This is a genomic window from Enterobacter sp. DC4 (genome assembly GCF_000568095.1).
Classification (GTDB): domain Bacteria; phylum Pseudomonadota; class Gammaproteobacteria; order Enterobacterales; family Enterobacteriaceae; genus Enterobacter; species Enterobacter pseudoroggenkampii.
This window is the reverse complement of sequence record NZ_AZUB01000005.1, coordinates 367639-381331: the sequence shown is the minus strand read 5'-3', so window position 1 is coordinate 381331 and position 13693 is coordinate 367639. Positions and strand designations below refer to the sequence as shown.

The window sequence follows — 13693 nt, the reverse complement described above, 5'->3', positions numbered from 1 at the left end:
GTTGTCATCAAATATTGGTACGATGTGAGTTTCCCCCACAGGTTAGGAGGTAAAATGACCCCAAGGCTGCCGTTTGCGTTTGCTGTATTTCTGGGCTCATATTTGCCACTTAGTATGATCCTGCTCATTCAGGATTTTGATGACAGTAAATATAAAAGGCATCTTTGCTTTGATTTACTGACATCTGACTCCTGTAACCTGCCGTTTAAGGAACCATTACTGTCCGTCAGTTTATTTCTCATCTGCCTGGTATGTTTTCTTCTTTCATGGCTTATATTAAAACTGGCTAAAAGCGATGAGCAAAAAATCAGGATTCTGGAAGTAAAGTATACGCCGTCAGACCTGATGAACTATGTTCTCCCTTACATTGTTTCGTTCATGAGCATTAATTACCAAGAGACCAACAAATTTTTTGGGTTTATTGTATTTCTTCTCTGGCTCTTCTGGCTGTCTTATAAGACCGGACAAATAATACTCAACCCTATACTTATCGTATTCAACTGGAAAATGTATGAAGTAACTTATCGACATCCAGGTAGCAAAAACACACACTCAGGTGTGGTATTATCAAACCTGAGTATTTCCCCTGATTCTGATTACGAATATCAGACAATACAGTCTGTCATTATTATTAGTGGAGATAAGGATGAAACTTAAAGAATTACAGGATTTTGATATCCAGAGTGCAACACTTTCTGTCTGGGTGTTCAGGAAACAGACAGTAAAAAGTAACCCGGTATACAGGGGGAAATGGATCACTGTTGTTCCTGAACTCAAAACTGAACTGACGGAATTTATTTGTGCTGAAAGAGGAAAATACACGGAGACTATTGAGTATTCACTACTGGCCCAGAACAATGAAGCCAGCCTGATGCTGATTGGTTCCGGAGAAACCTCTGCGGTTGCAATTACAGCACTATCTGCGGACCAGGCACAGGCCAGAAAAGTAAAAGAAATCAAAGAACTGGCGAACTGTGATTTTTACTCTGTGAAACTGGTGTCCGGAGATACTGTACTACATTGTGTCAAAAAAACAGATCCATCATGGGCAACGAAAAAACAATCCGGATTACGATCTGTTGTTTTCAAAAACAATAAATTAAAAATAGATGACACCCCTCGTTTTAACATAGCAAAAGATTTTGATTTTTATATTCTTGGTGACAATGTTTTCATCAAAAACAAAAAAACGTTTGAATCCCTTCTGAGTTATAAAAAAGCTCACCTTACTAACTTTAACGATCTCGTTGATGAACCAGAATTCAGTCAGCTCTTTACCGATGCCGGGCCACTAAAAAGATATGTCGGAACAAACGCAATGCAGCTAAGAAGAGCATCGGCCATAAAAGAAAAAGGATTCTATAAGTTACCGGAGTTTATGGCAAGCCTCAGGGAACATGCCTCGCGGTTCCGGCTGAATCTTCAGTTTGATGAACAGGGCAGGATTATTGCCAGTGATGCCTGCTGTGCCGATATATTTCAGGCCCTGCTTGACCATCGCCTGCAGTCACACTTTGCCGCACATATCTACGATGTTCCGAATGCGTCACCAATTCAGTAAAAAAGTCAGGGATGAATTTTCCATCATCCCTGATTCAACACCAGCTAAATCAACCCCCACCTCATTTTTCTGCGGATATATCAGTTATAATATCTGTCTCAGCCTCACGGAATCCTTCCTGTATCATTCTTTTATATCTGGCCAGTGCCCTATCCCTGCGTTCTTCTTTACTCAATGTGGGAACGCCATAATGAATAACATCGCCATCAAACCGGAAATCTTCAAGGTCTTTCCAGGCAAATTGAGTCCAGAAAGTAACGACAGAACCATGGACAACCCCCACCTCTCCCAGGGTCTTTTTAAGAGGGACTTTTTTGCCATCAAAGACCAAAGAATGATTAAGCGATACCTGAATGTTTTCGTCTGAAAATGTCGCTGGTTTCGGAAGGCGGAAAAAATTCCGCAGAATGTTGATTACATCTCCCGCAGTAAAGCTCCCCGCCACAGGGATCCGAAACACGGAATCCTGTCGACTGGAATACAAAAAAATATCAAAAGGTGAATCTTCCAGTTGTTGCCGGAGCTCTTCGGTATAGCGTACTGAAAAGGTATTACTAATGGCTGAAACAAATCTGTTTTGAGGAACATCAAGAAGCTTTCTGAAATTACGTTCAACTTCAAGGGGATGCTTTTCACACAGAGACAACCATACCGATTCGCTCATGATATCAATGTCAGGCAGGACCTCTTTCAGCCTCTTTTCCGCCCCCCCGGTAACAGGGACGTTGACGCACAAAACATACTTTTCCCAGCCCAGCACATGCCGGGCCGCTTTGGCTGATATGACTGACTCAATAGCTTTTGTAACATTGAAATCACCAGCCTTACCGGATTCCACACACTTGCACTGATAAGCTATTCGGGCGGAGGGATACCAGAGATCAATCCCCTGCTCAGGAGGATTTCGGACATAAATTTCACTGGTACCATGCTGAAGATTCAGCAACTTACAACAAAAATGCTCCCAGACATCCGGAAAATTATGCTTTTCAGGAACACAGAGGAATGGTGGATACAGGCGATAATGTGTGCTCATTAGTCAGAAGACTCTGGGTAAAAAGAATATCGACACATGGTCTATCATGAACAGCACTGAACTGACAACTCCCCCCCCTGAAAAACACCGTTATTCGGCGATCCAGCGAAATGTTATCAGCCGTACTTCGGTAATGTTATTAGGCGGTCTCTGTGAGTGGTAATACGCAATAGGTGTTTTCATAAGAAATGCCACTGCCATTTTTTTTAAATTCTCACATCTCAGACTTATAAAAACTTCCTTACAAGAAAATAGAATTATATTTAAAGTGACAATTAAATAAGCAGGTGTCATCATAACTAATGAGGCCTGCCTATTTTTACTCCAATCACCCTTAGAAAATAACTATATATTAACTTCTGGGAGGTCTTTGTTGATATAGGAACGGTTGGAATAATGCACAGTGGATAGATAGTCAGATAATATATCATGAGGAGGTATAGTATTGTTTTTTTCACGACCCCACCCATCATATGTTCGTACTTCAACAAATGGATTTGATAATCCTTTTTGAACCCAACGCTCCTCTCTCCTGTTATTACTTAACTCCGAATCTCTCCCATAGATCAAAATTCCTCTTACAGCAAAAAATGGCGGTAAGTCATTATGAGACTTTAATGGGACTAATATATCTCGAAAGGCATCTTGGTTTCTCGCGTACCAACCCAGCCAATCTTCCACTTGTCCGTATGCGTGATTGAAACTTTGAGTAAATGAATCATCTTTATTAAAAATTGATTTAGAAGGTTTTTCGATTTCAATCAGATAAACATATGTAGGCCCAGAACGAGGATTTACCCATGTAAAATCTGTAACAAAATCGACACCTAATGGAAGTTTAGCTATCAATGCATTCGATAGCGCATAGGCAGTGCCAATGATTGAGGCCGGATGTTTCTCGAAAAATTTCTGCACTGTAGACTCTTCGGGGTCAGTATTAATTAAGGCGATCAATTCGTTCATTTTTATACCCATTATTAGTTCAACCAACTTTGTGAGTTAATAGCTTTTCTAACAGTACATGAGCCTCACTGCTCGGATATATTGATATTGAAAATCAGAAGAGTCAAATATCAAAAACCTATCAGAAAAAGTAATATGATTTTAGTCTGATAGGTTTTAACCTCTGTATACGGAATAATAGATGATTTAATTAAGCATCAGTTAACCATTCCATCGGGACCAATTTAATACCGTCGCGCCATTCTGGCAATCCAACGACACCATCAATTTCTCCCCAAACTTCGCGTGGTGCATGATCTAAAACTATTAGTTGAAGTTTCCCATTTTCCTTAATCACTACATTACCCATTGTTTCAAATGCCCGTCTAACAGCTTCAACATCTTCATCACGAAGCTTTGGTTCATCTTCATTAGCAACGTTTTGAAGCTGAGTAGATTTAGGAAAATAGACCTGACTTGGTTGATCAAGAATAAGAAAACTAGGTACAGGATTATTTTTTTGACTTAAATAAAATTGATGGAGAGAGAGTAATACTGCCAAATGATAGGAGAGCCAATTTGAGCCACTTCCTATCTCTGAAAGATAATCATCACGCTCCCCCCCTAATACTTTGATTGTTAGGTCATTAATTTCTAAAGAAATAGGTGCATTTGGGTCTTCAACATCTAAACCTTGAAGGATATTCCCCGCTTTAGCGTTAATAACTCTTAATGCTTGGTTTTTACGCAATTCGATATCTTTTTCACGTAACTCTTTTTCCAAGTTCTGTACTATTTCTTTGAGATTATTAACTTCTTCTACAAGTTCACTATCGCTTCCTAGTTTTCTATGTAACTCTAGCGCAGATTCGATATTGCCGACGAAACGCTCAGCACGCCTAGTGGAAAACTGTTGCTCACGCGCCGCCTTCGATCTGCTCGTTAAAGCTCGCTTACTTAACTGGATGGACCTTAAACGCTCGGTTGCGTTAGACACTTCAGAGGTTACACGTTGTAGCTCTCTATCAAATGCGGCTGGAACTTCCTTATGGGTATCAGCTCCTATCGCAGCCTCAACATCTGAAAGTCGTTGGACAAGAACTTGTAGCTTTTGCTTGGCAGAATCAGAATGGCTACCACACATGGGGCAATCTGACTCATCATTTGCGTTAGATAATAACCAGCCAGAAATTTTAAGCCGGTCACGTTGCATTAGAAGGGCATTTTCATATTGATGTACTCCAACTCTTAGACGGTTCATTTCTTCAAGACGGTGACGCATTGTAGTTAGTTCACGAGAAACTAATCGCTCTTCGTTTTCAAGCTTATTTAATTCATCCAAAGCGTCTGAAATTGTTGATACGGTTACTTCCAAAGCTAGATCGGTTTGTGAAATAACATCTTCAAGATGCCCAATCATTTGCTCTCGGGATAACTGTTCTTGCGGTTTAGGTACCAAGCCAAGCTCTTGGGCCTCACTGTACTTAGACTTTAAATCAGCAAGCCATTGTGCTGATATAGCTTGGGCATCTTTGAGTTCTCGTTCTTTGCGACGTAACAATAGGCGAGTTCTATTGAGCTCAAACTGTTTAGCCATTAATTCAGATGTTACTGCACCAAGGACATAGGGAAAAATCTTCCGCAATTTTTCCCTATGTTCATAGGTATTAGTTTTAAAGAATAAAACATCGGGATTAGCAACAACGTTTTGCGGTTGAAATGTGAAAGCAGCTAAATCACGAAAAGCTGGTCGGCCATCAAATCCTGAATTTTCATCACCACCTGAAAAGTCAAGATTCGAAAGGTTAGCCAAATCATCAAGCATTCTCTTTACTGCAATAACATTAGTATTTTTTTCCAGACGGCTGGGGATGGACGAGATATTTTCAGCCTCTAATACATACATCTCAGTGGTGCTACGTTGGTTTCCTGGTTCTTTTCGTGCCAACAATTTTTCACCTTGCTCTGTTGCCACGACGATCCCAAACCACTCACAATATCTACGAATAGTATTTACTGGAATTGAACAGCTATTGGAACCAAGACAATAATCAATGATGGGAATTACTGCCGATTTCCCAGTGCGTGAGGCACCACTGATGACATTAACTTTGCCGAGTTCAAAACGAATGGTACGAGGCTTAAATTTTTTATTTCGTGGCCAGAGTATGATGCCTCGAATTTGAAAATACATTAGAGTTTCACCTTTAAAGTTGTCACAACCTCATGAATCGAGAGTTCGCCAAACCAAGAGCCCAGTTTTTCTGCCAAATCCATGAGTGTCTTTACCTCATCCGATAATCCCCTCGCCTTTGTTTTCGATAAAGGGATTACATCACCCTCATCTTGCAATTTGAGTAGATCGCCTGCGACAGCAAGCTCAATTGATCGCAGGCTAAGCTGTCGCCAACGGATTGAACGTTCATGAATTTGAAACAGCAAATCTTGCTTTGATACCGTTGAATCGCCAAACTTTGCAGCAAAAGCCCGCAGTCCTGAACTTTTATAGGTACGCTTAACAAACTCAGAAGTCTCTTGATGCAGAATTATAGGAAGTACCAGAAAGAGAAATGGAAGGGGAGGGGGCGCGCTTACCCGATTAGTTTTGACATAACCACAACAAAACCGCCATACAAGGGCAGCGCCTAATGCAGGATTCTGAATATTTTGAGCTTCCCTTGCCAGCATTTTATGCGACCTTCTTATTCTTCAACTGCGTCGTATAGTTTGGATGCCATCCTACAGCTAAGCTATCAGCTAAAATATGATAGCAACCGGGAATAAAATGGCTTGGCGGAGACATAGCCTGAAGTGGGGTATTAAACTGCATACATTCAAAGTAAAGTAGCTGCCCTTGATCTTGTTCGGGCTTTTCTCTGTGTGTTAAACCACAGATTCTCTGTTTATTCTTCCATGTTCTCTGAAGCAGAGTATCCAAATCATCAAATGAGGTTTCGTCAACCTCTCCCCGCGCAGCCCAATCAGTTCGGTCGAATGAGGCCATTAAATAGTCACTTATGGCTCCAAGTATTTCTTCATAAGGCAGGCCGATGATCTCTAATTGTTGGACAAATTTATCAGGAAGATACTCCTGAGCCTTCTCTTTTGCTGGGGCCTGAGCACGGCTAGAAAGAACCATCTGGCGATCTATTTTCTGAACATATGCTTTGTACCAGGTGTAAAAATCATCACGGGCAATGACAGCAGGTTTTTCTGTTTCTAGAAGCATATCGATGTGGCGTTTCACTTTTCCGCAAAGGTAATTAGTGATATCACTAACCTTTGAAGGCGAGACAGGATGGCTTCGCACACATGCTTCAAGATCTGCTTGTGGGCTACCACTACCAAGTGTCAGTTGAAAGTTGCAAATAAGTCGTTGTAGAAGGTTTTGGTCTGCGGTAAAGACTTTTTCGACGTATTTGGAAATTTCTTTCGAGATGCCATCCTTCAAAGTGAAGTGTGGTGAATCTCCCCATAATTCTGTTCGGGCATGGGTAATGGCTTCTTGGGCATCCTCTGTTGTTTTAGCTTCATTAAACTTTTTAACTATACTCCCTTCAACTGGACGCGATACATATAGCTCAAAAATAGCTTTTTCCACTTCGAAGCCTGGGGATGTAGCAAGGTCAATCCAATTAGAAAGTGTTTTCCATAATGATTTTGCACGATCAGCTGCAGGATTAGCTGTAAGAGCGCTTTTACTTTGAATGAATCTGATATCACCAGAATTATTCTCTTGGGCAACGTCATCAAGTACCTCCAAACTGCAAAGACTACCCTCAGGGGCTTGAAGCAACAAATGAGTGAGGAGTGTAAATTGAAGGCTGTACCCTAACGCTTGACCAGGAACCTCAGTTTTCCGCTTGGGCTTAGATTGACCATTCTTTTTTGAAATTGCCATATGGTTCCATCCGAAATAGAAGGTGCTATTTCACCCTTTTGGGCATATTACAAGAAGATAATGGTGAAAATCTAGTTTATCACCCAGAATTCTGTTCAAGTTCACATTCGAAACCATTATCTTGAAATATCTAGCCTTTTTAACGAAAAGCTGGGACTGTCTCCTTTATGCGATAACCTTTCTTAGTGGCATCACGTTATAGCCTTCACCTCTTTCCAGAGATACGAGCAAATCAGCCCACAACTCCAACGCCTGCTTCCTCTCATCGAAATACTGATAACGGTTGTATATCCCCTCAACGCCTTTGATTCTGTGGTTCAGGCAGCGTTCTGCAACTACTGGATCAATTCCTAACGCCGCCAGATGCGATCACGAGGTACGTCGAAATATGCAGAGGTTAGCCTTGCGTGAACGCCCGGGTAACAATGACATTACATACTCTATACCTTCTGTATAGTGGGTCCGGAGCAATGCCAGCTCCTCTTCCGACCAGGGCGGCGTCACGCCACGGGACAGACCTGAAAGCTGAGCAATCCGGGCCACCCCATTGGTAGACCTGCCAAGCCGTTCCCCGATTTCACGGGCAGACAACTGATCATAGTGTTGTTCCACAAACGTAATTTCGGCAACCGACCACGGTGTCCAGTGATTACGGTGACGCTGCGTTTTATCAACCATGTCAGACCTCCCTAGTATCAGTCGCGTTGTTTTTCCTGCGCCAGCGTAGAGATTTGAGCCCGGAGGTGCTGCTCAGCCTGTTGGACCTGCTGCTGACGCTGCAGCGAATCTTCAGGGAGTAGCTTCAACTGCCGAAGCTGTTCTTCCACCGGCACGGCCTGCCGGAAGCTTGTCAGCATGCCAAAGACCTGCGATTTAAGTTCACTGACGGTAATGTATTTTCCTCTCTGACCATCAAGTGCATTCAGTTTATCGGCAAGAGCCTGAAGCTGCGTCATACCTTCATGCCAGCCGTTCGTTTTGTCGACAGGAAGAACTGAGATATTAATCTGTTGCCGCCACTGCTGTACCAGGGGCTTTGCCTGCTCCGGCCACAATACCTGGACCTGTTCGATGAGTTTTCTGCTGTATGCAATATTCCAGTCAGGAGGCAACTTATCCAGTCGGGCAAGCTGATGCTGTGTCTGTGCGATAAGGTCCTGCGGTAATGGAGTCTGCTGACGCAACATCCCCAGTTGTTCAGACGTGAGAGGTGCAGGGAACGGAGCCAGTGAAGCTGCAAGCCGAGTCTGCAGAGGGTCTGGACGGTGAAGAAAATGCCAGCTCCACACTGAGACTATGCTTATCACCAGCATGGTACACATCCCGGCGACGAAGGACTTCCACTTTTTAACCGGAGCAGGCATTGTCGACAGTACTTCTACATTCGGCTGCGGTTCCGGTTGCGCAACGAAAACCCACTTCACTGCACTCTCTGGCGTATCTTCATCCGGTCCACCAGCAAAGTCTCTCGTGGATGCTGTCGCATCATTCATCACGGTGGCAGGCAACACAATACCAGACTGAATGTTCGACCCGGTACTATCGCTGTTTTCCAGCCGGACAGCACTGTTGTGCATCAGGGTACGCAGCGTATCGAGCTGGCTCAGATGTTTTAGCTCCAGGCGCTGCAGTACTTCTCCCAGACCCGTAAGCAGTTGCTCCGCCCGGTACAGCTGGCTGAGGTCGCTGTAATTCAGCGGAAGCGAGCGCATCCGTTGCTGCAGGCGCTGACTCAGACTGCTGAGGATTTCCATTCGGGCATGGACTGGCTGAGGCCACAGTGCCCCCCACTGATGGTTTATCAGGGCCTTGAGTATCGTCAGCCCTTCATTGAGCCCGAATAAGCCGGCCAGCTGCGTACGCGCAAGCGTATACCAGGCTGCCGTTTGCAATTCCACACCGTTTTGCTCGAACAGTGAGAGACAGAGTTTTTCCGCATAACGCCAGTTCACATCCGGGCGAGCCGGATGCGTCAGTTTACTCAGCTCATCACGCAGGGCGGCATAATCCGGCAGCAGCCGCGGGTCGCCGCCGGTTTTTAACGTTTTATGCATAGTCATCCTGTTGCTCCTGCAGATCCACGCCGGCAAATTTTGTCAGCTGACGACTGATGCTGTTTTCTTTGTAGCAGGTCACCAGCAGCGAACGCGTCGCGCGGGTAAACGCTACATAAAGCGCCGGGATGGCTTCCGACTCATCCTCAGCAGCTTTATGAACAAAAGACGCATTGATGACGGCAACGTAAGGAAATTCAAGACCTTTACTGCTCTGGAAGGTCATGAAGTGTACAACATCGTCGCGATGTGAATAGGCTTTTTTATCCCCGGAGGTAAAGCTAATAGCGGTGGGTATCTTATGCTGCTCCAGCAATACAGTGAGCCTGACTGCTGAATAACGTGTCGGGCACAGCACAGCCATATCTCCCCAGCGGCCCGCAACCGCGTGTTGCTCTTTCAGCCATGCAATAACACGATGGGCCTCCTCCGCTTCAGACCGGCATAATTCAATATATGGAATATCACCCTCCTCTCCGCAGGCTTCCGGCAGCACCAGAGGGAGCTCCTGATTATGATGACTTTCAAAATAGTCGCGTGAGAAGGCGTAAGCGAAATTGAGAATGCGGCAGGGATTACGATAGTTCACCCGAAGGACTGACGTTCGCCCCTGGGCCTGGATACCCACACTCGCCAGCGAAAAGTTTAGTGCTCTCTCACGTCGGTACAGGGACTGCGCATCATCGTACATCAGCAGCAGTGAACGGGTTGTGTTATCAAACAACCGGGCGATTAATGAAAGCCAGCGCTGGTCGAAATCATGACCCTCGTCAATCAGCACGGCATCATAACCACTGTCGGTCACGGCACCGCTGTTAACCGCATCTTCCAGCGCGGTAAAACAGTTATCAAAGTACAGCCCGTCACCGCTCACATTAAGTTTGAATTTTCGGGCAGCGCTCGCGCACCAGTCGTGGAAGTGAAATACGTGCACTTTTCCCGACAGCCCTCTTTCAGCAACACATTCACGGATATAGTTCGCCAGAATAATATTAAAACACAGCACTAATACAGGACGCGTTGTCGTTTCTGAAAGATACAGACAGCGGTAGAGTAAAATAAGCGTCTTGCCGGAACCCGCCACACCATGGATGACGCGATGCCCTTCCCCGAGATTACGAGCCAGAACCTCCTGCTGCAGGTCCATTACCCTGCAGACCTGATTACTTTTTTTCTTCGACCGGATAGCAATCTCCGGGAACAGGTGCTGGCGGAGAATATCCCTGACAGCCGGAGTGACTGCCGGTCTGAAACGGGTGGTAAACAATCCCGAAATTTTAGAACGAAAAGCGGAAACAGAGACAGACTCAGTCATTTCATCCTGACAAATCGTCAGCGCCTGGGGAAATATGGATTCCACAGCCCCGTCGTCAGAAAGGGAGAGCAGCTGCTGGCGGGTGATATTGGTGAATACAACACCATAAGCCCAGGCAATATTAAGCTTACCTTTGTAAAGGCCGGTATTTTGCTGCAGTTTTGGCTCACGGGATAACGATTCGACGGTCGCACAGGCATACTCTCTGACCTGTATCAGCGGATTTTGTTCCTGCTTTTCTCCCTGTGCAGTCAGGAGAGTCACAGTCTGTGGGTCAATATGCTGAAGGGTGCTCAGCTTCCAGTCTTTGACTTCAAGAAAAATAAGGCCGTTTGCGGGATCGATAATAACAAAGTCAGGATGCCTGTATTGCCGCCCCACCGGAATGTCGTACCAGGCAAGGCAGTCCTCCGCGAGATGTGATTCAAGGCGCTGGGCTACACGGCGCTCCCCGTGCGTCATTCTCCCTGAACATAGCGTCAGGGACGTCATTAATTTCGCCATACAATGTTATCCACTTATGTGCAGTACATCAGCGAAGCCCTGCAATAGTTCCGCTGTCAAAATTTGAGAATATAATGTTATGCGGCTTCGCTTTCTGCATATTCGAGACTCTGCAGATACTGTAGCGCCACCGGGTCGGCGATATATTCAACCTGCCCGTGATGACGCTCAACCTCATCGATAATCCGGCTGAGCTCGACCCGGAAGAATTCCTTACGCAGGTTGATTCGGTTAATCCGGTAGTTTTCCAGATGATCATGCAGCGTCTTTTCAAGCGCAGGAGCGTCATCACAGGAAATCATGGCGTGGACGTCAAAATCAAACGGCACGGCTGCCCCGCTCAGTTCTTTCACACGCTCCATGGGCTCCAGCCGTCGGGTCATGCCGATTTTGAAGACATTTTCACCGAAGGAGCCGATATTCGAAATCACATACACATGTCCCTGCTTCGTGAGCTGGGCCATGGATTTGGCGCGTTCATACTGTTGATGCACGTCCTGAATTTTCTGCTCCAGCTCCAGACGCTGTCTTTCCAGCTCTTCCCGGTGCGCACCTTCAGCGGCGTGCAGAGCTTCTTCCAGTAAACGCTGCTGCTCAGCAAGGCGTTGCTCCTCCTCTTCCGCTTCGCGCTGCTGCTGCTCCAGTTCATCCTGACGCTGTTTCTCTTCCCGCATCTGACGCTTGAGCTCAGCCTGATATTCTTTTTCTTCCTGCGCTTTTTCCAGCAGGGCGACCTTATCCAGAAACTGCTGTTTTACGCCTTCCCAGTCGGCATTATCTTCCAGTTCCAGAAAGGTGATTTTCTCGCTGATGGCCGTGTAAGCCTCTCTCTCCTTCCTGAGCTGGTCGTACTTACTTTGCCAGTTATTTACCGTGGTGCCGGAAAGCAGGGTTTTGACCTTAAATTTATAAGCGGAATCGACAATACGCTGCAGTGCCCGGGTGGCTTTATTTCTGGCATGGTGAAAGTCATCCCACTGACCGGAAAGTTGCTTCTTTTCCTGGTGTATTCCACGAGCCACCCCGGTACTGACTCTCTCTTCAAAAGCTTTCTCTTTCTGTGCCAGCCCCGAAAGGGCCTGTTCGAGCTCCGCTGTTTTCTTCCTGAAGCCACGGGAAATGAAAACCCGGATTATCAACGCAACGGCTATCAGTAAACCAAAGAACAGACCGATGATACCGGCCGGATTCGACACAGATTCAATAAATCGCTCATTAATATTGATTAATGCTCTTACCGCGACATAAACACCCCAGGCAATGACGCCAATAATAACCAGAATAATACCCGCAGCATTGTCATCTTTTTTTCTTCGTGCCATATTTTATTTTTTCCTTTCTTCTTTTAATCCTGACGATTTAAACTGAAAATGGGCAAGGGGATTAATACTGGTTCCCTGAGCAAATCGGTAAATGGGTGTATCCGGGCTTACTGGCCATATAGAGGGGAGCACATGTGGGCTGTCGGGGTTGGGTACTGACCGGTTCGTCGTTTTCTGCAACACGTTGCGGCTCCTGCTTTTTCGCCGTTGTCACCTTTTTCGTCTGCGTTTTTCGGGTGGAAGTGGACGGTCTTATCGGATTGCTGGTTTCTGAGGAACCATACCCGGAACAAAATCGTTTCGATTGACTCAGACTCCCGTCATTACAGACAAAGCGTCCATCAGATGTGCAGTGCGCTATACCGCCTTTTGAACCTGAGCAGGGCTGCCTTCCACGCGCAGCATCGGCTTGTGCCGTAAATAGTATTCCTGAAACCAGAAGGTAGATTAATTTTCTCATTTCCCTGTCCGTGATTTATTTCGTTACTTTGGGGCGAAGTAATCCGCAAGCTATTAACCGTTTCGTCTGGAAAACTTGCAATGATTCAAAGCAAAAAATAATGATTCATTTTTCAGCACCCGCTATGGCAGAAGCGATAAAATCAAACCAAAAAACGCGCTCTCATCAAAATCCTGCCCGGAACGGGATAAAGCACCAGGCGTAGTAAAGGTCCAGTCACTCACGGTACCTGACCGCATGAATAAACGCCCCAGTGGAGTCACACGTTCTCCATTATGAAAAGTCGCCTCCACACACCCGGTCACGCCCTGGCCGTACAAAAATGCCGGCGTAAATTTTACGGCCCGGTCGTCGACACGCAGGACGATACCGGCAATATCAAAAGCCCCGCCCTCCACCAGCAGGTCCGTAACGGATGTACTGATGGTCTCCACGTTCAGCCCGGTATCCACCAGCCACGCGTCCATCTGCTCCTGAAGCTGTGTTATTCGCAGGCGAAACTCTGCGATATCGGCCTGAGTTTTGCTGACAGATGAAGCCGGAGCAGACCGTCTGGCCTGCAATTTTTCGAGAAATTGTGATTTTACTGACATGGTGT

Annotated in this window: 13 protein-coding genes and 1 pseudogene; 2 read left to right on the top strand and 12 right to left on the bottom strand. The window is 45.6% G+C overall.

Translation table 11 applies throughout. From position 1 onward, the window contains the following. Positions 1–54: 54 nt before the first annotated feature. Together P349_RS0124500 and P349_RS07700 are read left to right on the top strand one after the other, a co-directional pair. Positions 55–657: a hypothetical protein gene (locus tag P349_RS0124500; RefSeq protein ID WP_024156415.1), complete on the top strand. Its 603-nt coding sequence runs from the start codon at positions 55–57 to the stop codon at positions 655–657. Next, the gene (locus tag P349_RS07700; protein WP_032650165.1) at positions 647–1561 is read left to right on the top strand and encodes a Kiwa anti-phage protein KwaB-like domain-containing protein; all 915 of its coding nucleotides are present in this window, start codon (positions 647–649) and stop codon (positions 1559–1561) included. The genes P349_RS0124500 and P349_RS07700 overlap by 11 nt, the downstream gene beginning before the upstream one ends. A 61-nt stretch (positions 1562–1622) precedes the next feature. On the opposite strand, the gene P349_RS07705 is transcribed toward P349_RS07700, so the two are convergent. The 12 genes and pseudogenes from P349_RS07705 to P349_RS07740 form a co-directional block, all read right to left on the bottom strand. Beyond that, a complete protein-coding gene (locus P349_RS07705) occupies positions 1623–2597 on the bottom strand; it encodes a hypothetical protein (RefSeq protein WP_032650166.1) in 975 nt (324 codons plus the stop codon). Between the two features lie 345 nt (positions 2598–2942). Continuing rightward, a complete protein-coding gene (locus tag P349_RS25615; protein ID WP_071995919.1) occupies positions 2943–3560 on the bottom strand; it encodes a Shedu immune nuclease family protein in 618 nt (205 codons plus the stop codon). A gap of 190 nt (positions 3561–3750) precedes the next feature. Continuing rightward, entirely contained in the window at positions 3751–5733 is a 1983-nt protein-coding gene (locus tag P349_RS07710; RefSeq protein WP_032650167.1) for a DUF3732 domain-containing protein, read from the bottom strand. Next, positions 5733–6227, bottom strand: coding sequence for a three component ABC system middle component (locus P349_RS07715; protein WP_032650168.1), 495 nt, complete (start codon positions 6225–6227; stop codon positions 5733–5735). The genes P349_RS07710 and P349_RS07715 overlap by 1 nt, the downstream gene beginning before the upstream one ends. A 1-nt stretch (position 6228) precedes the next feature. Beyond that, positions 6229–7440, bottom strand: coding sequence for an ABC-three component system protein (locus P349_RS07720; RefSeq protein ID WP_032650169.1), 1212 nt, complete (start codon positions 7438–7440; stop codon positions 6229–6231). A 165-nt stretch (positions 7441–7605) separates the two neighbouring features. Continuing rightward, positions 7606–7809: pseudogene (locus P349_RS25610) on the bottom strand (tyrosine-type recombinase/integrase); the annotation flags it as partial. After that, positions 7810–8118, bottom strand: a complete 309-nt coding sequence (locus P349_RS26855; protein WP_238550754.1) for a hypothetical protein — start codon at positions 8116–8118, stop codon at positions 7810–7812. Between the two features lie 17 nt (positions 8119–8135). Further along, positions 8136–9500 (bottom strand): VasL domain-containing protein, encoded by a 1365-nt coding sequence (locus tag P349_RS07725; protein ID WP_032650170.1) that lies wholly within the window; start codon positions 9498–9500, stop codon positions 8136–8138. Then, positions 9487–11313 (bottom strand): 3'-5' exonuclease, encoded by a 1827-nt coding sequence (locus P349_RS07730; RefSeq protein ID WP_032650171.1) that lies wholly within the window; start codon positions 11311–11313, stop codon positions 9487–9489. The genes P349_RS07725 and P349_RS07730 overlap by 14 nt, the downstream gene beginning before the upstream one ends. 77 nt (positions 11314–11390) lie before the next feature. Next, positions 11391–12635, bottom strand: a complete 1245-nt coding sequence (locus P349_RS07735; protein ID WP_032650172.1) for a GIY-YIG nuclease family protein — start codon at positions 12633–12635, stop codon at positions 11391–11393. A gap of 61 nt (positions 12636–12696) precedes the next feature. Next, complete coding sequence (locus P349_RS27065) at positions 12697–13095, bottom strand: hypothetical protein (protein WP_071995314.1); 399 nt, start codon at positions 13093–13095, stop codon at positions 12697–12699. Between the two features lie 122 nt (positions 13096–13217). After that, positions 13218–13688 (bottom strand): hypothetical protein, encoded by a 471-nt coding sequence (locus P349_RS07740; protein WP_032650173.1) that lies wholly within the window; start codon positions 13686–13688, stop codon positions 13218–13220. Between the last annotated feature and the right edge of the window lie 5 nt (positions 13689–13693).

Coding starts and splice junctions, on each gene's coding strand:
- P349_RS07720 (WP_032650169.1), bottom strand. CDS start 7,440: ATGGCAATTTCAAAAAAGAATGGTCAATCTAAGCCCAAGCGGAAAACT.
- P349_RS07725 (WP_032650170.1), bottom strand. CDS start 9,500: ATGACTATGCATAAAACGTTAAAAACCGGCGGCGACCCGCGGCTGCTG.
- P349_RS27065 (WP_071995314.1), bottom strand. CDS start 13,095: ATGAGAAAATTAATCTACCTTCTGGTTTCAGGAATACTATTTACGGCA.
- P349_RS26855 (WP_238550754.1), bottom strand. CDS start 8,118: ATGGTTGATAAAACGCAGCGTCACCGTAATCACTGGACACCGTGGTCG.
- P349_RS07700 (WP_032650165.1), top strand. CDS start 647: ATGAAACTTAAAGAATTACAGGATTTTGATATCCAGAGTGCAACACTT.
- P349_RS07715 (WP_032650168.1), bottom strand. CDS start 6,227: ATGCTGGCAAGGGAAGCTCAAAATATTCAGAATCCTGCATTAGGCGCT.
- P349_RS07710 (WP_032650167.1), bottom strand. CDS start 5,733: ATGTATTTTCAAATTCGAGGCATCATACTCTGGCCACGAAATAAAAAA.
- P349_RS0124500 (WP_024156415.1), top strand. CDS start 55: ATGACCCCAAGGCTGCCGTTTGCGTTTGCTGTATTTCTGGGCTCATAT.
- P349_RS07730 (WP_032650171.1), bottom strand. CDS start 11,313: ATGGCGAAATTAATGACGTCCCTGACGCTATGTTCAGGGAGAATGACG.
- P349_RS25615 (WP_071995919.1), bottom strand. CDS start 3,560: ATGAACGAATTGATCGCCTTAATTAATACTGACCCCGAAGAGTCTACA.
- P349_RS07705 (WP_032650166.1), bottom strand. CDS start 2,597: ATGAGCACACATTATCGCCTGTATCCACCATTCCTCTGTGTTCCTGAA.
- P349_RS07740 (WP_032650173.1), bottom strand. CDS start 13,688: ATGTCAGTAAAATCACAATTTCTCGAAAAATTGCAGGCCAGACGGTCT.
- P349_RS07735 (WP_032650172.1), bottom strand. CDS start 12,635: ATGGCACGAAGAAAAAAAGATGACAATGCTGCGGGTATTATTCTGGTT.